The organism is Ralstonia sp. Ralssp110, assembly GCF_047325135.1.
In the GTDB taxonomy this organism is placed as follows: domain Bacteria; phylum Pseudomonadota; class Gammaproteobacteria; order Burkholderiales; family Burkholderiaceae; genus Ralstonia; species Ralstonia mojiangensis.
Map to the genome: position 1 here is coordinate 1,606,326 of NZ_CP168609.1, position 22,334 is coordinate 1,628,659.

Below are 22,334 nucleotides of genomic sequence, written 5' to 3' on the forward strand. Positions count from 1 at the left end.
CGTCGATACCGTGCGGAGCATGGGCTTCGGCGGTTTGGCTTGCCGCGCTCTCCCGTCTCTGCGTGTCCGGATTCGTGTATCGCTTTGACCGGCACTCCACCAAGCCAGCAGGATTTCGTTTTTCACCATGCCTGACGCCGCGTCCAACGACGCCAGTCCAACATCACGCCGATCCTCGGCCCGCACCGTGCCTGACGCGCCTGCCACGCCTGCCACGCCTGCGCCCGCTGATTCCGGCTTTGGCCTCGCTGGCTGGATCGTGATCGGTGTGGTGCTGGTGCTTGGCGCGCTGGTGTTCGACAGCCTGTATGCGCTGCTCGACCATGTGCACTACGCCGACATGGTCGCCGCGCTGCAGGTCACGCCGCGCTCGCACCTGATGCTGGCCATGCTGGCCACGGCGCTCAGTTACGTCGCCCTGACCGGTTACGACGCGTCCGGCCTGCGCTATGCGGGCGCGCATGTGGCGCCCGCTACGGTGGCCACCACCTCGTTCATTGCTTATGCGCTGGGCAACACCGTCGGCCTCGGTTCGTTGACGGCCGGGGCGGTGCGCACGCGCTTGTACACGGCGGCCGGGGTCGATGCCGCGCGTGTGACGGAGGCGGTCGCGTTTGATGCAGGGGCGCTGGGCGTGTCCACCACGGCTTTTGGCGCGGTCGGGCTGCTGTGGGGCGCGCCGCACATCGCCGCGATTACGCATTTGCCGGCGGCGCTGCTCGAAGTCGTGGCACTGCTGGTCCTGGCCGGCGTCGTCGCGTTGCTCGTGCTGTGCATGCGTCAGCGCCATGTGACGCTGTTCGGCCGATGGGAAATCCGCCTGCCGCCGCCAGGATTGGCCGCGCGGCAGTTCGCGATTTCAGCGGCGGATATGAGTGCGGCTGCGGCGGCGCTGTGGGTGCTGATGCCAGCAGGCGCCGTCGATCTGCCCACTTTTGTGGCGTTTTACGCGCTGGCCGTCACGCTGGGGGTGCTCAGCCAGAGCCCGGGCGGTCTGGGCGTGTTCGAAGCCGTCATCCTCCTGGGCTGCAGCGGCCAGGCGCCGCCGGCCGAGGTGCTTGCTGCGCTGTTGTTCTACCGCGTCATCTATTTCCTGCTGCCGCTGGTCGTGGCCGCCGCCATGCTTGGCGCGTTCGAGTTGCGTTCCGGCGCGGGGGCGCCGTTCGGCCGCGCCGCGGTCAAGCTGTCGCCGGGGCTGCTGGCAGCGCTGACGATGGTGGCAGGCGTGATGCTGCTCGTCTCGGGCGTCACCCCAGCCAGCGACGAAGCCGAAGACCTTCTGCGCATGCATGTGCCGCTGTTCGTGGTGGAAGCCTCGCACATGATCGGCAGCGTGGCGGGGCTGATCATGCTGTTTGTCGCACGCGGGCTGCTGCACCGGCTGGACGCCGCGTGGTGGGCGGCGCTGGTGCTGTCGCTGCTCACCGGCGTGCTGGCGTTGCCCAAGGGCATAGCCGTGTCGGAGATGGCGGTGCTGGTGACGCTGGCGGTGCTGCTCGTCATCTCGCGTCGCCAGTTTGACCGGCCGTCGTCGCTGTTCTCGCAGCGCCTGGAGGCGGGGTGGCTGCTCGCCATGGTCTGCGTGTTTGCGGCGTGCGTGTGGATCCTCTTCTTCGCCTACCGCGAGGTGGCTTACGCCAACCAGCTCTGGTGGCAATTCACGTTCGACGGCGATGCGCCGCGTTCCATCCGCGCGCTGATGGCTGTGGCCGTAACGGGGCTCGGCTTCGGCATGTGGCAGCTCTTTCGCAAGGAGCCGGGCGTTACGACTTTCCCGAGCGACGAAGAACTCTCCCGCGCGGCCGAGATCGTCCGCAAGCAGCCCGCCGCCGATGCCACGCTCGCGCTGATGGGCGACAAGAGCCTGCTGTTTTCGCCGTCGGGCAACGCGTTCATCATGTACGCCAAGCAGGGGCGCTCGTGGGTGGCGTTGTCGGACCCCGTGGGCGCGCAGCAGGAATGGCCCGAGCTGATCTGGCGCTTTATCGAAATGGCCGACGCGCATGGCGGGCGCGCCGCGTTCTACAAGACGCGGCCGCAGACGCTGTCGCTGTATCTCGATGCGGGCCTGCGTGCCTACAAGTTGGGCGAAGAGGCGTATGTGTCGCTGCCCGAGTTCAGCCTGAAGGGCTCGCGCCGCGCCAACCTGCGCCATGGCGTGACGCGCGGCGAGCGCGAAGGCCTGTCGTTCGAGATCATCCCGACGGCGGAGGTGTCGACCGTGCTGGACGAATTGCGCGCCATCTCCGATGAATGGCTACGCAACCAGAATGCGCGCGAAAAAGGCTTTTCGCTGGGCGCGTTTGACGACCGTTACATCCGCAGCCAGCCCGTGGCCGTGGTGCGCCGCGAGGGCGTCATCCTGGCGTTTGCCACGCTGATGTGCCCCGACGTGCTGCGCATCGAGGCGAGCGTCGACCTGATGCGCTATCGCAGCGACGTGCCGCCCGGCACGATGGATTTCCTGTTCGGCAAGGTCATCCTCCACTTCCAGGCGCAGGGGTATCAGCGTTTCGGGCTGGGGATGGCACCGATGTCGGGCATGGTTGAGCATCAGCTTGCGCCGCGCTGGCACCGCTTCGGACGGATGATGTTCCGACACGGCGCGCGCTTCTACAATTTCAGAGGGCTGCGCAATTTCAAAGACAAGTTCGAGCCGGTGTGGGAAGCCCGCTACCTGCTCGCACGTGGCGGTATTGCGCCGCTGTTCACATTGACGGACGTCGCCGCGTTGATCGGCGGCGGCTTGAAGGGAGTGATCTCCAAATGAGTTGGCAAGCACCGCGCACACAAGAGGCGCGGTATCGGGGAGTGCTACGCAAAGGCTTGCGTTGGGCTGGGCATTTGAGTGCGGTCGGCATGGTGCTGGCAACGTCCTGGGCCATCGCAGCCGATGCTCCGGCTGCCGCCAAGCCCACACCTGCGCAGGGTCCGGTGCTGGTGCCGCCTGTGGGCATGACGGGCGCCAGCGGTGTTGTGGCGGTGCCGCCGCGCGGCGACATGCCGCCTCGCCTGCAGATGAGCGCTGCGGCTGTCACCGCCAACAAGGCCGCCAACGGCGGCGTGCTGTCGCTGCCCGTGGTGGCGCCCACCACGGCCGCGGCGGCGCCGGGTGCCGTCGAGTTCGTCACGCACGGGCGCTTTCGCGATGTGCCGGTCTACAAGCCGAGGGGCGAAATCCGCTCCGTCGTGCTGATGCTCTCGGGCGACCTGGGCTGGACGCCCGCCGCATCGCGCATGGCAGAGAGCCTCGCGCAGCAGGGCGCCTTGGTGGCAGGCCTGTCGACACCTGCGCTGTTCGCGAGCCTGGAGGCCGACCTGGGCGATTGCGCCTTCCCGGACGGTGACCTCGAAAACTTCAGCCGCTTCCTGCAGGCCTACGAGAAAGTGCCAGGCTACTACCCGCCCATCCTCGTTGGCGACAACGAAGGCGGTGCGCTGGCCTACGCCATGATTGCGCAGGCGCGCCCGAATATCTTTGCCGCGGCCATGTCGATGGAATTCTGCCCCGTGCTGGAGCTGCGCAAGCCGCTGTGCAAGGGCGAGGGCGTGCACTTCAGCCGCCGCATGAGCGAGAGCCGCACCACCGCCAAGCGCGTCAAGCCGCCTGAAAATGCCGGGGTGGTTCTGCTGCCCGCCACGAAGCTGTCTGCGCCGTGGGTGGCGCTGCAATCGGCCACGCCGACGTCGTTTGCGCGGCGCTCCGGTCCGCTGTGCGAAGCGCGTGCCACGCAAGCCTTCATCGATACGATTTCGGGGGCGCAGTCGGTGGCGTTGCCGGCCACCGTGTCGGCTGCCAATGCACCGCCCGTGACCGCCTCCGAGCCATTCAAGACCGCTTTCGCCAAGCTTGTCGCGCAGCGCAAACCGCCGCCCCCGCCGCCGCCCGCAGCGGTGTCCGACCTGCCGATCATCGAAGTGCCCGCGCAGCCCGGTACATCGTCGGAGTTGTTTGCCGTACTGCTCTCGGGTGACGGCGGTTGGGCAGGGCTCGACAAGGAGGTGGCCGCTGCGCTTTCCAAGTCAGGCGTGCCCGTGGTCGGCATCGATTCGCTGCGCTACTTCTGGACGCCGCGCACGCCAGCCTCTGCCGCCGCCGATATGGATCGGCTCGTGCGCTTTTACGCCGCGCGCTGGAAGAAACAGAAGGCTTTGCTGATTGGCTATTCGCAGGGCGCAGACGTGCTGCCCTTCATCGTCAACCGGATGCCGGCGGCATCGCGCGAGCATGTTGCGCTGGCCGTGATGATGGGCCTGGGCAAGCGTGCCGATTTTGAGTTCCACATGACCAACTGGGTGTCGAGCAGCGCGTCCGGCCTGCCGATCCTGCCGGAGGTGCAGAAGCTGCCGGCGGGCCTGGGCATGTGCATCTACGGCAAGGAAGAGAAAGACACCAATTGCCCGGGCCTGGACCCGAAGCAGGTGCAACTGGTGAAGCTGCCTGGCGGCCATCACTTTGATGGCGATTACGCCAAGCTGGCGCGCATCATTCTCGAAGGCGCGCGTGCAGCGGGCAACACCCCGCGCTAATCCGCCAACGCCGGGGGCTGGCGTGCGTCGCGCAGCCCCGGGAAGACCGGCGTGTTTGGAACGAGGCGGCGTTGTCGCGCTAGGCCGGTGCGGGTGTACCGCCCGTTGAGGCCAGCGACTGCACACACTCGTCCACGCTCAGCTCGTGCAGCATCTCGGTGCGCAGCGTGTTGTCGGTGGCGCGCTGCAGGACGGTCAGCGCGCGCGGCTTGAGTCGCACCAGCATCAGTTGCAGGCCGCGCGCCGCACATTCGGCAGCGAAGATGCGCAGCGCTTCGATGGCCGAGCCATCCACGTCCGGTGTTTCTTCCAGGCTGAGCATGATGGCGCGCAGCGCGGGCTCATGCGGCTGTTGCAGCATCGCACGCACCTTGCCGAGCACGCGCTCGGTGTTGGCGAAGAACAGCGGGACTTCGGGCCGGACGATCAGCACGCCAGGCACCGGCTTGGCTTCGGGGTGCAGTGACACATCGACGAAATCGTGGCTCTCCCGCAGGCGACCGAGCACGCTCACGTTGGGCTCGGAAAGCTGGCGCAGCGTCAACAGCAGACTCACGCCAATCGCGGCCAGCAGCCCGTGCAGCACGCCCAGCACCAGCACGGCCAGCAACGCGGCAATCACTACCAGCCGATCGCGGCGCCAAGCCCAGTAGGGCTTGAACACAGCCGGATGCAGTGAATGGCTCACCGCAAAGATCACGATGGCCGCCAGCACCGGCTCGGGAATGCGCGCGAGTTGCGGCAGGAACAACCAGACGATCAGCGCCACCACGGCCGCCGCGCAGAGCCCCGAAAAACGCGATTGCGCGCCTGCAGCTTCGTTGGCAGACGTGGCTGAATACCCGGCGCCGACGGGCATGCCGTGCAGCAGGCCAGAGAGCAGATTCGCGCAGCCCAGTGCGACGAGGTCACGGTTGGCGGAGATGCCATCGCCGTGCTTGAGCGCGAAGTTGCGGATCGAGCCGTAGGACTCGGCATAGAGGATCAGCATGAGGGCAAAACCGAGTTCGGCGCTTTGCATCCATTGCACCCGGTTCAGCGCAGGCACGCCGAAGCTGATGTTCTGCAGGTCGATATGGCCGACCACGGCAATGCCGTAGCTGTGCCAGTCGATCCAGTAGCCGGCCGCGATGGCCAGCACGATGACGACCAGCGTGGCCGGAATGCGCCCCCAGCGCCCAAGGCCGAAGAGCAGTGCGAGTGCGACGGCGCCCAATGTCGTGCTGTACCGGTTGGCACTGGCCGCACTGGTGATGAGGTCGAGCGCGATGCGTGGCGTGTCGCTGTGGTGCACCGTCACGTCGAGGATCTTGGGCAACTGCTTGACGGCAATCGTCAGTGCCAGCCCGAACGTGAAACCGCGCAGCACCGGTCGCGCGATGAAATCCGACATGCCGCCCAGGCGTGCCGCGCCCGCCAGGATGAACAGCACGCCCGTTGCGATGATGAGCGCCGCCGCCATCGTGAGCGCCGTCGGGCCGCTGGCGCCGGGCTCCGCAAGCACCGTCGCAAATAGCACGGCGGCCGACGACGATGTGGCCGAGACAATGGCAAAGCGGCTTGTGCCGACCAGCGAATAGACCACCAGCCCGCACAGCAATGCGATTAGCCCGGCCTGTGGCGGCAGGCTGGCAATGCCTGCGTAAGCAACGGCTTCGGGCAGCAACAGGCCCGCAATCGAGAACCCTGCGATGACGTCGCGCACCACCCGCTGCTGTGGCGGCTGGGGCGGCGCAGCCAACGGGGCGAAGCCCTCTGGGTGTTGCAGGGCGACGGCGGGATGTTCGTTGCTGGGGGGCATGCGATGCGGTAATCAGGCTGAAATGGACGACGCCGCGACCCGGGTGGGCCGCGGCGTGCGGGTTTGCTTCAGGCGTGTCTTACTTGGTACAGGCCTTGTTGCGGCTGGGGCGCATGCCGGCAGCCTTGGCGTCGGCTTCGGTCATGTATTCGCCCTGCTTGGTCTTGCCGTAATAGCGATCGCCCGGGCAGTGGTAGACCTTGGTGCTGGCATTGGCCCAGACCTTGTCGGGGCCGCCGCCGGGGGCAACGGTGCCTGCAGCGGCCGCGGCCGGTTTGGCAGGCGCTGCGGCTGCGGGTTTGGCTGCAGGTGCCGGGGCAGGCGCGGCGGGAGCGGCTGCGGCAGGTTTGGCCGGAGCCTGTGCGGCAGGTGCAGCGGCCGGCGCGGCAGCAGGTGCACCGCCTGCGCTGGCTTTCTTGTCGACACCGCCATGGCCGCGGCAAGCGCCCTTGAGCGTCGCGCCGCTATACGGGGTGCCATCCTTGCAGACCGCGTGGACGGCCGCCGGGGCCGCTGCCGGTGCGGTGGCGGGCGCGGCGGTGCCCTGCGCAAACGCCGAGCCCATCACCAGCGCACCCATCGAAAACATCAACGCAGACAGTTTCATAACGAGACCCTCAACGAGGCACGGAGATACGTGCGTGACCGATTAACGCTGGCCGACCGCGCGCGTTGACCCACCCGAGGGTTTGTCAGAAGACAAACGCTGCAACGTTGATCATTCCGCAACAGTCGGCGTCGCTTGTGTTGCGCCGACGGGCGAATGCGGCGTCGGCGTCATCCCAGCATAGGCAAGATCACGTGGCCCGGTGAAGTTTCAGGCGAATGCGTCGACGCCCTGCACAAGCCGCTTGGCCAGACGCGGCTGCCGTAGTTGTTCGAGCCACCATTGGAGTGCGCGGCCTTCACCATCGCCATCGCCGCTGCGCCAGCCGACGTAGAGCAGGTTCGGTTCACGTGGATCGGTGGTGCGTTTCTCCACCAGCTCGCCGCGCGCGAGCAGCGATGCCACGCGCTGCCTCGGCAGCCAGCCGACGCCCAGGCCGTCGCGCTGCGCGAGCGTCTTGGCACGCATGCTGGGCACGGCCAGCGTAGGTTGCCCGCTGAGCATGCCGTAGGCGCGGCCGGCGGTGGTTCGCGCTGAATCGGCCACCACCACGGCCCGATGCCGGGCAATTTCCTCACGCGCGAGTGGCGCCTCAATGGCTGCCAGCGGATGCCGAGGCGACACGGCAAACACCCACTCCACCACGCCCAGTTCGAACCACCCGAGGTTCGGGATGGACGGCGGCTCGTTGGTCGCCCCGATGACGAGATCGGCACGGCCGTCGCGCAGCGCCTCCCATGTGCCGGCCAGTACCTCGTGCGTCACGCGCAGCGCCACGCCCGATTGCAGTGCGTCGAACGCGTGCATCACGGGCATGAGCGATTCGAACTCCAGCAGTTCGTCCGTCACGATCCACAAGCGGTCTTCCCAGCCGTTGGCCACCTGCCGCACGCGCTGCGCCACGCGCGATACGTCCTGCGCCAGCCGCGCAGCTTCTTCCGTCAACAACTGCCCGGCGCGCGTGAGCTGCAGCCGGTAGCCGCGCCGATCAAACAGCAAGGCGTCGAAGCGCTGCTCCAGTTGCCGTGCGGCATACGACACGGTCGACGGCGCCTTGCCCAGTTGCGCCGCCGCGCGCGACAGGCTGCCCGTCTGCCGGATGGCCTCAAGCAGGGCCAATTCTTCGTCCGTCAACATGTGCAATTCCTTCGAACATGTTCATCGTCCAGATCGTATGGCAAACCGCTTACCCGCGTCCACACTGCAGTCACGCGATTGTTCAAGTTCAACTTTCCTACTGGAGGACATCATGAATCGCTTCGAAGGCAAGACCGTTCTGGTCACTGGCGGCAACAGCGGTATTGGCCTGGCAGCCGCCCAGGCATTTGTGCGGGAAGGCGCCCGTGTGGTCATTACCGGCCGTGATGCCGCAGCGCTGGAAACGGCGCGCGCCGCGCTCGGCAACAACGCCATCGCCATCCGCAATGAAACCGGCAGCGTGGCGGCCGCACGCGAGCTGACCCGTCAGTTGCAGGAAGCCGGCGTGCGTCTGGACGCCGTGTTCATCAACGCCGGCATGGCCCGGTTTGCCGCCGTGCCGGACGTGGACGAGGCACTGTGGGATGCCACCTTCAACGCCAACGTGAAGGGCGCGTTCTTTCAGATCCAGGCACTGCTGCCCATCCTCAACAAGGGCACGTCGATCGTGCTGAACGGCTCCATCAACGCGCACATCGGCATGCCGAATTCGTCGGTGTATGCCGCGAGCAAGGCTGCGCTGATCTCGCTGGCGAAGACGCTGTCGGGTGAGCTGATCGGCTTGGGCATCCGCGTGAATGTGGTCAGCCCCGGCCCCGTGACGACGCCGCTGTACGGCAAGCTCGGCCTGGATGCCGACACGCTGGCCGCCACCGCTGCGCAGATCCAGAGCCAGGTGCCGCTGGGCCGCTTTGGCCAGCCGGAGGAGATTGCTTCGACCGTGCTGCATCTGTCGGCGCCGGAATCGGCCTTCATTGTCGGCACGGAGATCATTGCCGACGGCGGCATGAGCCAGATTTAAGCCCACCTGTTGGCCGGTGGCCCCGACTGGGTGGCGAGCGCTAAGCGGCTTTTCTTAAGCGCTCGCCTTGCCGGCTTGGCCGGCCAACGTCAGAAGTTGTGGGTCACGCGCAGTGTCAGCGTGCGGCCCGGCTGAACGGGGATGAAGTTTCCAGACTGTGCGTTGCCGTAAGCCCGGATATTGAAGAGATTGCGCGCGAAGAGATCGACGCTCCAGGATTTCTGGTGCCAGAAGAGACTGGCGTCGGCGCGCATGAAGCCGGGCATGCGAAACGGGGTGTCACCGTAGCATGGGGCGCCGCGTTGCCCGGTGACGCCAATCCCGGCGCCCGCGCCTTTCAATGGGCCCGCCTGCATGGTGTACGTCGTCCAAACCGCTCCGCTCAGGAATGGCGCCTGCGGCAGGAACCCCGTGGTCAGCGTGCCCGATACGCGAGACAGTGCCACCCACAGCGAAGTGTCCAAGCCTTTCGTTACCGCACCTTGCATCGAGACTTCCAGTCCTTCGCTGCTCTGTTGTGCGATTTGCGTGTCGTAGCCGGCGGGCGCCACATCCACCACCCTCACGTGGCGCGCGTCAATGCGATACAACGCGGCCTGCATCGTCAGCGCGCGGTTGACATCTGCCCAGCGCAGCCCGGTTTCCAACTGACGACTCCGTTCAGGCAACAAGGCTTGGCACGGGTCGAAGTAGCTGGTGTTGAGGCGGAAACCGCGTGAGTAATCGGCAAACCATGCGGTATGCGGCGTCAGCTTGTAGAGCACGCCCAGCGACGGCGTCCAGGGGGAGCCCTGAAGCTGCGCGAGCGGCAGTTTGGCGATGTAGTTGTTCACGTACAGGGCGCCGGATAGCTCCCAATGCTCGCCAATGGCGACTTGGTCGCGCACGCGAAACACCGACTGCCGTACCGATTGCGAAACTTGAATGCCCGGCACGAACGTGGCCGGCGGCAGTTGAACAGGGGCAAACGGATTCTGCGGCATCAGCAAAGGCGTCGCCGCAAAGACCATGTCCTGCCGTTCCTGAAACTCATCCCAGCCGAATGTGAGCACGTGCTGGAACGGCCCATGTGCGAACCTGCCCGTGAGCTCGTTCGAGATGGCCCATGAGGTGTCGTTGCTGCGATCGCCAAGGTTCAGCGTCGACGTAGGTGCCGTGTTGTTGACCACGAGCGCCGTATGCCAGAGCGCAGATTGTTCGGTGAGCGCTTCGTATGTGCCACGTGAGTGCAAGGACCAATCGTCCGACAGGTTGCGCGAGACCTTGTAATAGGCGCGGCTCGCGCGGGACTGCACGTTGTCGTCGGCATTGCCCAGCGGGCTTTGCATGGCCAATCGGACAGGCGCGCCATTCAGTGCGAACGTGGCGAGCGGCATGGGCTGGCGGCTGGTGACGGATTCGAGTCCGACCGTGACCTCCGTAGCGGCATCGTGCCACCCGAGCGCCGCGAGCCCGTAGCTCTTGCGGCGACCGGCGTATCCGGAATCGCTGTTGGCTGTTGTGTCCTGCAACGCCACCGTCCGGTAAGACAGGTCGGTCGATCCGATTGGGCCGGCCAGATCCACCAGGGCTTTGCGCTCGGCGTGCGAGCCGATTTCTACGGACACCGTTCGTTGCGGCGCTACCGTGGGTGCCCTGAGATTGGCATTGATGCCGCCCACGGCGGTGGGGGCACCCCCGATGTCAGCATGCGTTCCCTTGATCACTGAAACATCTTCTACCGCCTCGAGGGGGCGCAGCGCAGCCATCTTGTCGGGCTGACCATCGACCGAGATCTGTCCTGTCATGAAACCCCGCGTGGCGTACCGTGGGGCGGCAGTCGGGTCGAGCGACATTGATGAGACACCGGCAAGCGCCAGGGCATCCGCCATCGACGGGGCATTCTGGCTGGTGAGCAACTCTCTTGTGAGGGTGCTGACGGCGTGGGGCACGCTCGTGATAGGCGTCTCGATATGCGTGATGGGGCCTGTTGTGAAGACGGCAAAGTCGCCGCCCGTCTTTGCGCGTACTTCAGCTGGGGGCAGGGTCCCGATGTCGCGCGGCTGCTCTGTGGTCCGCACGATGGTCAACGTGTTGTCGGGCAGCGTGGTCAGTTGCAGACCGCTGTCTTTGAGGGCCTGTTCCGCAGCCTGCTGAGCCGACATGGCACCGCGAACCGGACCAGCCAACAGGTCTTTGGCAAGACCGGAGGGGAACGACATGGGCTGTCCGCTCACGTTGGCGATTTCCATCAACACGCGCTCCAAGGGCGCCCGCTCGATGGAAAAATCCCATGTGCCCAGCGGGGTAGCGTGGGCGTACTGCGCAGCGAACAGCGCCGCAAGCCCAAACAGTCGCACGCCGTGCAATGTGCGGCCCGTGCGCGGTAGGCGAGCCTGCGCCGTTGCGCATGCGATGGCTTTAGACAGCCGCATGGTGATGATGCACGCGGCGCAGCGGCACTTCGAGCACATCCTGACGAGCGATCAGGCGGCGAGGTCTGCGGTCACCCTGGTGTGCGGGGCTCCGTCTCCATAGCGGGTCCGGAAAACACAGCGCCGCCGCTTACAGTGCAGCGTAGCGTGAGCCCCCGTGCACATCTCTCTTGTTAGGCGAATTCCCCTTTTGTGCTGCCCCTTCATCACGCAAGTCCCCCGACTTTTTTTGGTGGTACGGCGCATTTCGGCGTGCAGGAACCATGCCATGCGGGGCTTTGGCGGCAGACGCACGCGTTGCCGCCACGCCTGACAGGATGCGTCGTCAAGCTTCCATGAAGGGGCAGGTTTGATGAGCTTTTTTCAAGATGTTTTCTGGTGGCAGGTCCGAAGTTCTGGACTCCAAATGAACATTGTTGAGCTTTTGGGTGGGGAGTGAGCGCGCTTGCCGCAGCGCGCTCAGGAGAGGCCGAATGTCTTCCTCAGGCTCGCGTCAACAGGGCCTGCCGGCATGAACCGGCGCAGCTTGCTGAGAAGGGACGCCTCGCCTTTGGGTGTACGGCGCATCTTCCAGGCTCCCAGTGCGGCATCGACAATGGTGCTTGCGACCCCATCAGGGTCCGGCGCCTTCTGAACACTCTTTTGAATGGCCTGCGAAACGATGCCGCGCTCCGCGTCGTAGGCGGAGACCTTGGAAACCGCTTGAGGTGCGTTGGCATCCAGGCTGGTTCTGGTGAATGACGGCTCGACAAGCACCACACGGATTCCGAACTTGCGCACCTCGTGATCCAAGGTCTCGGACATTCCCTCCACCGCGTGCTTGGATGCCGAATACAGGCCCATGTAAGGCGCTGGCAGGAAGCCGAGCACCGAGCTGATGTTGACGATGCGCCCCGAGCGTTGCGCACGCATGTGCGGCAAGACGGCCTGCGTGGTGCGCAGGATGCCGAACACGTTGGTGTCGAACAGCGTCTGGGCTTCGGCAACCGACGTTTCTTCTGTCGCGCCGAGCAGGGCCACGCCGGCGCTGTTGACCAGTACATCAATACGCTTGGCCTGCGCGATGATCGTCTCGATTCCGCGCTGGACAGAGGCTTCATCACGGATATCCATCTGGACCAGTTCAACGCCGGCGATCGGTTGAGTGCGAGCGATGTTGCGCACGGTGCCGAATACGCGGCACCCGCGCAGAGCAAACTTCGCGGCGGTGGCACGGCCGATGCCCGAGGACACGCCGGTAATCACAACGACTTTGGAATTCGACATGGCAACTTCTTTCTGTATGGGTGAATGGGATCTGCGGTAAATCGGGTTTTTGTCAGCGGTTTATTTGCTGGCGACGGCGGTCGGGATATCGGGCTGCCAGCCTCCGCCCAGTGCCTTGAATGCCGCGACAGCGGCACGCGCGGATTCCGTTTGGGCCTGGGCGCGTGCGTCCGATGCACGCAACAGGCTCTCGTCTGCCTGCAGGACTTCGATCAGGCTGACGACGCCTTTTTGATACGCAGCAAATGAAGCATTTCGCGCGCGGCTCAGCGAATCCACGCCTTGCGTGAGCACCGTGGCCTGCTCCTCGCGCTTGACGAGGGCAGAGAAGGCGTCCTCCACATCTTCCGTGGCGCGAAGCACGGCAAGCCGGTACGCTGCGAGCATCTCCGCCTCTTGCCCCTTGGCCTGATCGATCTGCGCGTTGATGCGGCCGAAGTCGAACAGGCGCCAGCGCAGGCCCAGCACGCCGGCAAATTGGCTGGCGCCGCTGCCGAACAGGCTTCCGGCGCCCACCGATGTGGCACTGCCCAACAGGCCGCCAAGCGAGAACTTCGGGTAGTACTCCGCGATGGCGACGCCGATGCGCGCGTTGGAAGCCGCCAGGCGGCGCTCGGCGACGATGAGGTCGGGGCGGCGCCTCAGCAAATCGCCGGGCGATCCGCTGATGGCAATCTGCGGTGCGGCGGGGATGTCACCGTCTTGCGCAAGCTCGTCCCGGTGCGTGCCCGGTAACGAGCCGAGCATCACGTCCAGCGCGTTCATCGCTGCATCCAGACCTGCTTCAAGCTGCGGAATGGAGGCGCGAACCTGCGCCAGCGCACCTTCCGCCTGCCTGACTTGAAGCTCCGCCGCCAGCCCCTTGCCGTAAAGCAGGTTGATGGTGGCGAGCAATTCCTCTTGCGTCTTCACCTGATGGCGCGCCACCTTCAGGCGCGTTTGCAAGCCGCGGATGGTGATGTAGATATCGGCAGTCTGCGCTGCCACGGCCAGCCGTGTGGCGACGGCGCCTGCTTGGGAGGCTTGGTAGTCCGCCAGCGCAGCCTCGCGGCCACGGCGTAGGCCGCCAAATACGTCCAGCTCCCAACTGGCGTTCACGTCAGCCTCGAACGCGTTGCCGTAGCGGTCAAAGCCGGGCCTCGAGTTCAGCACGCGGCCCAATGGGGTTTCGACAGACTGGTATGCACGCGCAGCCTGACCCGTGACATTGCCGGAGGGCAGCAGCGCGGCATTGGCTGCTCCCAAACCTGCACGGGCCTGGGTAACGCGTGCGAACGCCTGGGCAAGGTCCAGGTTCTGTTCCAGTGCAAGCTGCACCAATCTGGTGAGTTGCGGATCGCCAAAGCCCGCCCACCACGTGGAGAGGTCAGCTGCCGTGTTGGCGGGGCGCTGCTCCACTGCGGTCTGGCCACGGAACCGGTCCGGGATCGGTGCGTCGGGCTTCACATAGTCGGGGCCGACCGCACATCCGGCCGCCAAGCATGCAAGGAGGAGGGCCGCAGAGGCGTGTTTTGGCAACATGATGAGGTCCATCGAAATTTTTAGTGACTATAGTACAAATTGGTCACAAGTTGTTCAACTATCGCGACTCGCGTAAGCTGAAGCCCATGAAGACCCCTCCCTACCCCGTCTCCGCCCGCGGCCCGGCGGATCACGATGTGCGAGACCAGATCGTCGCCGCCGCCACCGAGCACTTCAGCCGCTACGGCTACGAGAAGACCGCTGTGTCCGATCTGGCCAAGGCCATCGGTTTTTCCAAGGCCTACATTTACAAGTTCTTCGAGTCCAAGCAGGCCATTGGCGAGATGATTTGCGCCAACTGCCTGCGCGAGATCGAGGCCGACGTGAATGCAGCCCTGGCGGAGGCAGACTCTCCGCCCGAGAAGCTGCGCCGCATGTTCAAAGCCTTGACGGAGTCCAGCCTCCGGCTGTTTTCCCATGACCGCAAGCTGTATGAAATTGCCGCCTCGGCAGCGACTGAGCGCTGGCAGTCTGTGATTGCCTACGAAGGCCGTATCCAGACGTTGCTGCGCGGTGTGCTGCAGGAGGGCCGCGAGACCGGAGACTTCGAGCGCAAGACGCCGCTGGACGAAGCCACAGCTGCCATCTCCCTGGTCATGCGCCCCTACATGAATCCGTTGCTTCTGCAGTACAGCTTTGACTACACGGACACGGCGCCGGGACTGCTTTCGAGCCTCGTGCTCCGGAGTCTTTCCCCCTGACATGCAGTTTTTTTCTTTGTGACCATTGACTAAATTGGTCACAAGAACAAGAATGAAAGCCCAGTTCATCCTGTCGATGGGGCTTTCATGCTTTCGCGTCGCCTTATTACTTCTTCCGTTGTTCTTGCCTTGCCGCTCGCGCTGAGCGCTTGCGGCGAAAAAGCCCCCGCTGACCCACGCACCCAGGCGCCTCTGGTGCGCGCGGCGTTTGTTCGGCCTGTGGCGTCTGCATCGCGCTCGTTCACGGGCGTGGTGGCTGCGAGGGTGCAGAGCGACCTCGGGTTCCGCGTGTCCGGCAAGGTGCTGGAGCGGCTGGTGGACGCGGGGCAACCCGTCAAGCGCGGGCAGCCGCTCATGCGCATCGATCCTGTGGATCTGAAGCTGGCCGCGCACGCACAGCAAGAAGCCGTGGCCGCCGCCCGGGCACGCGCGCAACAGACGGCGGAAGACGAAGCGCGCTACCGCGACTTGCGTGGCACTGGCGCGATTTCCGCCTCCGCCTATGACCAGGCCAAGGCCGCCGCGGATGCCGCAAAAGCGCAACTGAGCGCCGCTGAAGCGCAGGCTGACGTAGCGCGCAACGCCAGCCGCTATGCAGAACTCGTTGCCGATGGCGATGGCGTGGTCATGGAAACGCTGGCCGAGCCGGGCCAAGTGGTGAATGCCGGACAGGCGGTGGTGCGCTTGGCCCATGCCGGGCGCCGTGAAGCGGTGGTTCAGTTGCCGGAAACGTTGCGGCCGGCAATCGGCTCAGTCGCACAAGCCACGTTGTTCGGCAAGGAAAGCGATGGCACGCCCGCCAAGCTCCGACAGTTGTCGGATGCAGCCGATCGGCTCACCCGCACGTACGAAGCGCGTTATGTGCTGGATGGCGAACTGGCAAATGCGCCGCTTGGTGCGACCGTCACGATCCAGATTCCTGAGCGGCTGGCGACAGCGCAAGGCGATCTACAGGTACCGCTAGGTGCGGTGTTTGATACCGGCAAGGGTCCCGGTGTTTGGGTCATTCAGGGGGACCCTGCCAAGGTGTCGTGGCGTTCCATCACCATCGTGCGCCTTGGTGACGAAGGCGCAAGCGTTGCCGGCCAGATCAAACAAGGCGAGCGGATCGTCGCGTTAGGCGCACAACTGCTGCGTGAGGGCCAGCAAGTCCGCGTGGCCGGGCAGGGCACCGGCACTGCCATCGCGGGAGTGCGACTGTGAGCCCGGGCCGCTTCAACCTATCGGCGCTTGCCGTGCGCGAGCGTGCCGTCACGCTGTTTCTCATCTGCCTGATCTCGCTGGCGGGGCTCATTTCCTTCTTCAAACTGGGCCGTGCGGAAGACCCGGCGTTTACGGTCAAGGTGATGAACATCGTGACCGTGTGGCCGGGTGCTACCGCGCAGGAAATGCAGGACCAGGTGGCTGAGAAGATCGAAAAGCGCATGCAGGAGCTGCGCTGGTACGACCGCACAGAAACGTACACGCGCCCGGGCCTGGCGTTCACCACGTTGACCTTGCTCGACACCACGCCGCCGTCGGAAGTGCAGGAGGAGTTTTACCAAGCGCGCAAGAAGGTTAGCGACGAGGTGGGCAACCTGCCGTCGGGCGTGATCGGGCCGATCGTCAATGACGAATATTCGGACGTGACCTTTGCCCTGTTTGCGCTCAAGGCGCAGGGCGAGCCGCAACGTGCGCTCGTGCGCGATGCAGAGACGCAGCGGCAGCGCTTGCTGCACGTGCCCGGCGTGAAGAAAGTCAACATCATCGGCGAGCAGTCCGAGCGCATCTACGTTGAGTTTTCGCATGACCGGCTGGCAACGCTGGGCGTGAGCCCGCAAGATGTGTTTGCTGCGCTCAACAGCCAGAATGCGTTGACGGCCGCCGGCTCGGTGGAAACCAAAGGGCCGCAGGTGTTCGTCCGCCTGGATGGCGCGTTCGATGAACTGCAAAAGATTCGCGATACGCCGGTGGTTTCGCAAGGCCGTACGTTAAAGCTCTCGGACATCGCCACCGTCAAGCGCGGTTATGAAGACCCCGCCACGTTCATGGTGCGCAATGGTGGGCAGCCCGCCCTGCTGCTGGGCATCGTCATGCGCGACGGATGGAACGGGCTCGATTTGGGCAAGGCGCTCGACAAGGAAATCGGCGCAATCAATGCGGACATGCCGCTCGGCATGAGCCTGACCAAGGTGACGGATCAGGCGGTCAACATCGCCGCGTCCGTTGATGAGTTCATGCTCAAGTTCTTTGTCGCGCTGCTGGTGGTCATGGTGGTGAGCTTTGTCAGCATGGGCTGGCGTGCAGGCCTTGTGGTGGCCGCAGCCGTGCCGCTGACGCTCGCCGTGGTGTTTGTGGTGATGGCCGCGACAGGCAAGAACTTCGATCGCATCACCCTCGGCTCCTTGATTTTGGCACTGGGTTTGTTGGTGGACGACGCCATCATCGCCATCGAAATGATGGTGGTGAAGATGGAAGAGGGTTACAGCCGCGTGGCCGCTTCGGCCTATGCGTGGAGCCACACAGCCGCGCCCATGCTCTCGGGCACGCTGGTGACGGCTGTCGGGTTCATGCCCAACGGCTTTGCACGCTCCACGGCGGGTGAGTACACCAGCAACATGTTCTGGATCGTCGGCATTGCGCTGATTGCGTCGTGGGTGGTTGCGGTCGTGTTCACGCCTTACCTGGGTGTGAAGATGCTGCCCGACTTCAAGAAGGTCGAAGGTGGTCACGCTGCCATTTACGACACGCCGCGCTACAACCGCTTCCGCGCGTTGCTCGGGCGAGTGATCGCGCGGAAATGGCTGGTGGCGGGGGCGGTGGTCGGGCTCTTCGTGCTGGCCATTGTGGGCATGGCGGTGGTCAAGAAGCAGTTCTTCCCGATTTCGGATCGGCCCGAAGTGCTGGTCGAGGTGCAGATGCCCTACGGCACGTCGATCAACCAGACCGACGCAGCGACTGCAAAAATCGAAGGCTGGCTCGCCAAACAGCAGGAAGCCAAGATCGTGACGGCTTACATCGGCCAGGGTGCACCGCGTTTCTATCTTGCCATGGGGCCGGAGCTGCCGGATCCGTCGTTCGCCAAGATCGTGATCCGCACCGACAGCCAGGAAGAGCGTGACGCGCTGAAGCTGCGCTTGCGCCAGGCCGTTGCAGATGGCCTCGCTCCCGAGGCGCGCGTGCGTGTTACGCAGCTCGTGTTCGGTCCGTATTCGCCGTTCCCCGTGGCTTACCGCGTGACCGGTCCGGATGCGGAAACGTTGCGCCGCATCGCGGCCGATGTGCGGCAGGTCATGGACGCCAGCCCGATGATGCGCACGGTCAATACGGACTGGGGCATGCGTGTGCCCACGCTGCATTTCACCTTGCAGCAAGACCGTCTCCAGGCCGTGGGCCTGACCTCCAGTGCCGTCGCGCAGCAACTGCAATTCCTGCTCAACGGCGTTCCGGTGACGGCGGTGCGCGAAGACATCCGCACCGTGCAGGTGACCGCGCGCTCGGCTGGCAACGTGCGGCTCGACCCGGCCAAGATCGCAGACTTCACACTGGCTGGTGCCAACGGGCAGCGCATTCCGCTCTCGCAGATCGGCAAGATCGATGTGCGCATGGAAGAGCCGATCATCCGCCGGCGCGACCGCATGCCGACCATCACGGTGCGCGGCGATATTGCAGACGGTCTGCAACCGCCCGATGTGTCGACCGCCATCAGCAAGCAGCTTCAGCCCATCATCGAGAAACTGCCGAGCGGATACCGCATTGAGCAGGCGGGCTCCATCGAAGAGTCGGGCAAGGCAACGAAGGCCATGCTGCCGCTGTTCCCCATCATGCTGGCGGTGACCCTGCTGATTCTCATCTTCCAGGTGCGATCGATTCCGGCGATGGTCATGGTGTTCCTGACCAGTCCGCTGGGGTTGATTGGCGTGGTCCCGACCTTGATCCTGTTTGGGCAGCCATTTGGCATCAACGCGCTGGTTGGCCTGATTGCGTTGTCGGGCATCTTGATGCGCAACACATTGATCCTGATCGGGCAGATTCAGCACAACAAGAGCGAAGGACTGGACCCGTTCCGGGCCGTGGTGGAAGCGACGGTCCAACGTGCCCGCCCGGTGATTCTCACGGCGCTGGCCGCTATCCTGGCCTTCATCCCGCTAACCCATTCGGTGTTCTGGGGTGCGCTCGCTTACACGCTGATCGGCGGAACGTTCGCGGGCACGATCCTGACCCTGGTGTTCCTGCCGGCGATGTACTCGATCTGGTTCAGGATACGGCCTGGCAACGCGGCCGAGGCGCAGCACGCATCTCACGAAACGGCGCAGCCCCCGGGCCAACTGGTGCCTGAGTAGTCTTTCTTCGCCTGCCCCAGTTACCTCCGTTCTCTCTCGACCTTCGGGCAGGCGTTTTTTTTTCTCGCGGGGAGCCGCACGCCGTCATGGCGGCTCCCATGGTGTTGACGAAATGTCAGGAATTGACGTATCGTCAACGTCCATGAAGTCCATCGAAGAAAACCGCCTTCTGCTGCGCGAAGGCCGCAAGATCGTCGAGGCGCTAGGCAACACGCTGGCGCCGCTGGTGGAAGTCGTCCTGCACGACCTGACCGATCCGGATCATTCCGTCGTCGCCATCGCCAATAACCTGTCCGGCCGCCAAGTGGGCGACGCCGTGACCGAGCTGGGACTCGCACGCCTTGCCGATCCGGACTTCCCGGAAGTCATTGAAAACTACGCCAACCGGTTTCCCAACGGGCGCCCGGCCAAGAGCACGTCGATCGGCCTGAAGAACAGCCGTGGGCAATATGTCGCGGCCATCTGCCTGAACATGGACGTCTCCATGTTGAACGCCGTGACAACCGGCCTTACGCAACTGATGCGCGTTGATGTGGCCGCGCCGCCGGTGCCCGAATCGTTGGCGCCACGCCGTGTGGAAGACGTGCGCGTCGCGCTGGAACAGTTTGCCGCCGCACGCAACACCACACCCATGGCCATGACGCTCGACCAGCGCCGCGAAGCTATGCGAGAACTGGCCGCCAGCGGCCTATTGAACTTGCGCCGTGCGCTGACCGAAGTCGCGCAGACCCTCGGCGTGGCGCGCTCAACCGTCTACACCTACCTTCCCGAGAACCTCGCATGAGCCTGCCCATTTCCTACGACGACGTTGTTGCCGCCCACGCGCGTTTGCAAGGCGTTGCCCACAAGACGCCCGTGTTGACGTCAGCAACCGCCAATGCCATGACTGGCGCCGAGCTGTTCTTCAAGGCCGAGAGCTTCCAGCGCATGGGTGCGTTCAAGTTTCGCGGCGCGTACAACGCGCTGTCGCAATTCACGCCGGAGCAGCGCAAGGCGGGCGTCATCACGTTTTCGTCTGGCAACCACGCGCAGGCGATTGCACTGTCGGCCAGCCTGCTGGGCATGCGTGCTGTCATCGTCATGCCCAAGGACGCGCCCGTCGTGAAGGTGGAAGCCACGCGCGGCTACGGCGGAGAGGTGGTGTTCTTCGACCGCTACACCGAAGACCGCGAAGCCATCGGCCGCCGGCTGGCCGAAGAACATGGCCTCACGCTGATCCCGCCATATGACCACCCGCACGTGATGGCCGGGCAAGGCACGGCGGCCAAGGAACTGATCGAAGAGGTCGGCCCGCTCGATGTGCTGCTGGCCCCGCTGGGCGGCGGCGGCCTGCTCTCGGGTTGCGCCACGGCGGCGCGCGCGCTGAACCCCGCGTGCAAGATCTTTGGCGTGGAGCCCGAGGCTGGCAACGACGGCCAGCAGAGCTTTCGCAAGGGCGAGATCGTCCATATCGATACGCCCAAGACGCTGGCCGATGGCGCGCAGACGCAGCACCTGGGCAACTACACGTTTGCCGTGATTCGCGAGTTGGTCGACGACATCGTGACCGTGAGCGATGCGGAACTGGTGAGCGCCATGCAATTCTTCGCCAGCCGAATGAAGGCGGTGGTTGAGCCCACCGGCTGTCTGGCCGCCGCAGCCGCACTCACCGGCAAGGTCGACGTGCATGGCAAGCGCGTCGGCGTGATTCTGTCGGGCGGCAATGTCGACTTGCAGCACTTCGCCAGGCTGGTGCTGGGGGCGGAGGTGGCCAAATGAGCAATGCGCGCTACCTGAACGCGCCGGCGTTGCGTCCGCCTGCGGGGCACTACTCGCACGCAGTCTGCGCCAATGGTTTCGTGTTCGTGGCAGGGCAGATTCCAGTCACGCCGGCAGGCGAAAAGCTCGTTGATGCGCCATTCGAGACGCAGGTGCGCCAAGTGCTGTCCAATCTTGACGCCGTGCTTGCCGCGGCCGGCACTCACCGCTCGCGCCTCGTGCAGGTGCGCGTGTATGTGACCGACATGGAAACGCACTGGCCGGCGTTCGATGCGCTGTATCGGGCGTGGATCGGCGAACTGCGGCCCGCACGCGCCGTGGTGCCCGTGCCCACGCTGCATTACGGTCTGGCGGTTGAAATCGAGGCGACGGCACTGGCGGTGTGATGCAAACGCTTGTCGTTGATGTGCGTCAGGCAGGCAGGGTTCGCGCGAGTTGATCTCCGGCCGTTTGCCCGCCATTGTTGCAAAATGGCCGGTATGCCTGCCGGGGCATATGCCCGGCCCAGACGCACAGATCCATCGCCCCCTCATGACCCAACCAAAAACGCGGCAGCTTACCCAGGAAGACGTGCCGGTCGGCCAGCCGCTGCCGTTCCCGCTGGCCGACAGCGTAGGTCACCTACTGCTGCCCGCCGGCGCTGTGGTGCCGGATGCCGAAGACGTGCGCCTGCTGTTTCATCATGGTCCCGTGCTGGCGTTGGACGAAAGCAGTGGCGTTGCTCCCCCCGCGCCCGCCGCCCCGGCTGAGACGAAGCCCCGCCTTGGGACAACGGGCCTGGGCGTCGGCATCGTTCTGCAGGTGCAGGAGAAATCTGCCCCGCTGCGGGGGCTGCTGCCGTGTCGACTGATCGGCTATATCGAAGGCGAAGCGGTGTTCGTCACGCAGCCGGCCGACGGCAAGCGCACGCTGCGTCCGGAGGTACGGGACATTCTCTTGTTGCGCGGGTTCTCGGGCCGCGCGGTCGTCACCATGATGTGCAGCGTGGTATCGGTGGGGCAGTTTCCCTCACCGTATCTGGTGCTGTCTGCGCCGATCAAGATGCAGAAGATGCCGTTGCGCCGTGCCAAGCGCGTGCAAGTACGGATCGGTGCCCGCTTGCGCCCCGAAGGGCAGGCGGCATCAGCGGCAGATCGTGTGGCGGTGATCCGCGACATCTGCCTGAATGGTGCACTTGTGCAAAGTGCCAGCGCGGCGTTTCAGCCCGGCGACCGGCTGGCTCTCGATTTCAGTGCTTACGTCGATGGACAGCTGGAGTCGTTCTCGCTGACGGGCCGCGTGGCGAGCGGGTCGCCCGCGCTGGGGGCGCCTGCCTCTGCGTTTCCGTCATTTGGCATGGAGTTTTCGCTGTCGAAAGAGCAGACGGCGCAGCTTTCGCATCTGATCATCGACCGGCTCGACGAAAACGCGTGAGC

Annotated in this window: 16 protein-coding genes; 10 read left to right on the forward strand and 6 right to left on the reverse strand. The window is 65.0% G+C overall.

The window, feature by feature from the left end; genetic code table 11:
* Window positions 1-127 precede the first annotated feature (127 nt).
* Window positions 128-2,770 (forward strand): bifunctional lysylphosphatidylglycerol flippase/synthetase MprF, encoded by a 2,643-nt coding sequence (gene mprF / locus ACEN9T_RS07765; RefSeq protein WP_413706006.1) that lies wholly within the window; start codon window positions 128-130, stop codon window positions 2,768-2,770.
* Complete coding sequence (locus tag ACEN9T_RS07770) at window positions 2,767-4,530, forward strand: virulence factor family protein (protein WP_413706007.1); 1,764 nt, start codon at window positions 2,767-2,769, stop codon at window positions 4,528-4,530. Before mprF ends, ACEN9T_RS07770 begins: the two co-directional genes overlap by 4 nt.
* A 79-nt stretch (window positions 4,531-4,609) precedes the next feature.
* On the opposite strand, the gene ACEN9T_RS07775 is transcribed toward ACEN9T_RS07770, so the two are convergent.
* The 3 genes from ACEN9T_RS07775 to ACEN9T_RS07785 form a co-directional block, all read right to left on the reverse strand.
* Complete coding sequence (locus tag ACEN9T_RS07775) at window positions 4,610-6,331, reverse strand: SulP family inorganic anion transporter (protein WP_413706008.1); 1,722 nt, start codon at window positions 6,329-6,331, stop codon at window positions 4,610-4,612.
* Between the two features lie 79 nt (window positions 6,332-6,410).
* Complete coding sequence (locus ACEN9T_RS07780) at window positions 6,411-6,938, reverse strand: signal peptide protein (protein WP_413706009.1); 528 nt, start codon at window positions 6,936-6,938, stop codon at window positions 6,411-6,413.
* Window positions 6,939-7,148: 210 nt separating this feature from the next.
* The gene (locus tag ACEN9T_RS07785) at window positions 7,149-8,075 is read right to left on the reverse strand and encodes a LysR family transcriptional regulator (RefSeq protein ID WP_413706010.1); all 927 of its coding nucleotides are present in this window, start codon (window positions 8,073-8,075) and stop codon (window positions 7,149-7,151) included.
* Between the two features lie 112 nt (window positions 8,076-8,187).
* Here ACEN9T_RS07785 and ACEN9T_RS07790 point away from each other — a divergent pair, with 112 nt between their 5' ends.
* The gene (locus ACEN9T_RS07790) at window positions 8,188-8,937 is read left to right on the forward strand and encodes an SDR family oxidoreductase (protein ID WP_413706011.1); all 750 of its coding nucleotides are present in this window, start codon (window positions 8,188-8,190) and stop codon (window positions 8,935-8,937) included.
* Between the two features lie 89 nt (window positions 8,938-9,026).
* Here the strand turns inward: ACEN9T_RS07790 and ACEN9T_RS07795 are convergent, their stop codons facing one another.
* From ACEN9T_RS07795 to ACEN9T_RS07805, 3 genes are all read right to left on the reverse strand, one after another.
* Window positions 9,027-11,351, reverse strand: coding sequence for a TonB-dependent siderophore receptor (locus ACEN9T_RS07795; RefSeq protein WP_413706012.1), 2,325 nt, complete (start codon window positions 11,349-11,351; stop codon window positions 9,027-9,029).
* 459 nt (window positions 11,352-11,810) lie between these two features.
* Complete coding sequence (locus tag ACEN9T_RS07800) at window positions 11,811-12,617, reverse strand: oxidoreductase (RefSeq protein WP_413706013.1); 807 nt, start codon at window positions 12,615-12,617, stop codon at window positions 11,811-11,813.
* A gap of 60 nt (window positions 12,618-12,677) precedes the next feature.
* Window positions 12,678-14,138: an efflux transporter outer membrane subunit gene (locus tag ACEN9T_RS07805; RefSeq protein WP_413706014.1), complete on the reverse strand. Its 1,461-nt coding sequence runs from the start codon at window positions 14,136-14,138 to the stop codon at window positions 12,678-12,680.
* Window positions 14,139-14,224: 86 nt separating this feature from the next.
* Here ACEN9T_RS07805 and ACEN9T_RS07810 point away from each other — a divergent pair, with 86 nt between their 5' ends.
* From ACEN9T_RS07810 to ACEN9T_RS07840, 7 genes are all read left to right on the forward strand, one after another.
* Window positions 14,225-14,839 carry a TetR/AcrR family transcriptional regulator gene (locus ACEN9T_RS07810; RefSeq protein ID WP_413706015.1) on the forward strand — a complete coding sequence of 205 codons (615 nt, stop codon included), beginning with the start codon at window positions 14,225-14,227 and terminating at the stop codon, window positions 14,837-14,839.
* An 87-nt stretch (window positions 14,840-14,926) separates the two neighbouring features.
* A complete protein-coding gene (locus tag ACEN9T_RS07815) occupies window positions 14,927-16,042 on the forward strand; it encodes an efflux RND transporter periplasmic adaptor subunit (RefSeq protein ID WP_092972256.1) in 1,116 nt (371 codons plus the stop codon).
* Window positions 16,039-19,161: an efflux RND transporter permease subunit gene (locus ACEN9T_RS07820; protein WP_092972255.1), complete on the forward strand. Its 3,123-nt coding sequence runs from the start codon at window positions 16,039-16,041 to the stop codon at window positions 19,159-19,161. The genes ACEN9T_RS07815 and ACEN9T_RS07820 overlap by 4 nt, the downstream gene beginning before the upstream one ends.
* Window positions 19,162-19,303: 142 nt before the next feature.
* On the forward strand, window positions 19,304-19,945 hold the full coding sequence (locus tag ACEN9T_RS07825; protein ID WP_413706016.1) for a transcriptional regulator: 642 nt from the start codon (window positions 19,304-19,306) through the stop codon (window positions 19,943-19,945).
* Window positions 19,942-20,919 carry a threo-3-hydroxy-L-aspartate ammonia-lyase gene (locus ACEN9T_RS07830; RefSeq protein ID WP_413706017.1) on the forward strand — a complete coding sequence of 326 codons (978 nt, stop codon included), beginning with the start codon at window positions 19,942-19,944 and terminating at the stop codon, window positions 20,917-20,919. Before ACEN9T_RS07825 ends, ACEN9T_RS07830 begins: the two co-directional genes overlap by 4 nt.
* Window positions 20,916-21,305 carry a RidA family protein gene (locus ACEN9T_RS07835; RefSeq protein ID WP_092972252.1) on the forward strand — a complete coding sequence of 130 codons (390 nt, stop codon included), beginning with the start codon at window positions 20,916-20,918 and terminating at the stop codon, window positions 21,303-21,305. The genes ACEN9T_RS07830 and ACEN9T_RS07835 overlap by 4 nt, the downstream gene beginning before the upstream one ends.
* Window positions 21,306-21,450: 145 nt before the next feature.
* Complete coding sequence (locus ACEN9T_RS07840) at window positions 21,451-22,332, forward strand: PilZ domain-containing protein (protein WP_413706018.1); 882 nt, start codon at window positions 21,451-21,453, stop codon at window positions 22,330-22,332.
* Window positions 22,333-22,334 lie beyond the last annotated feature (2 nt).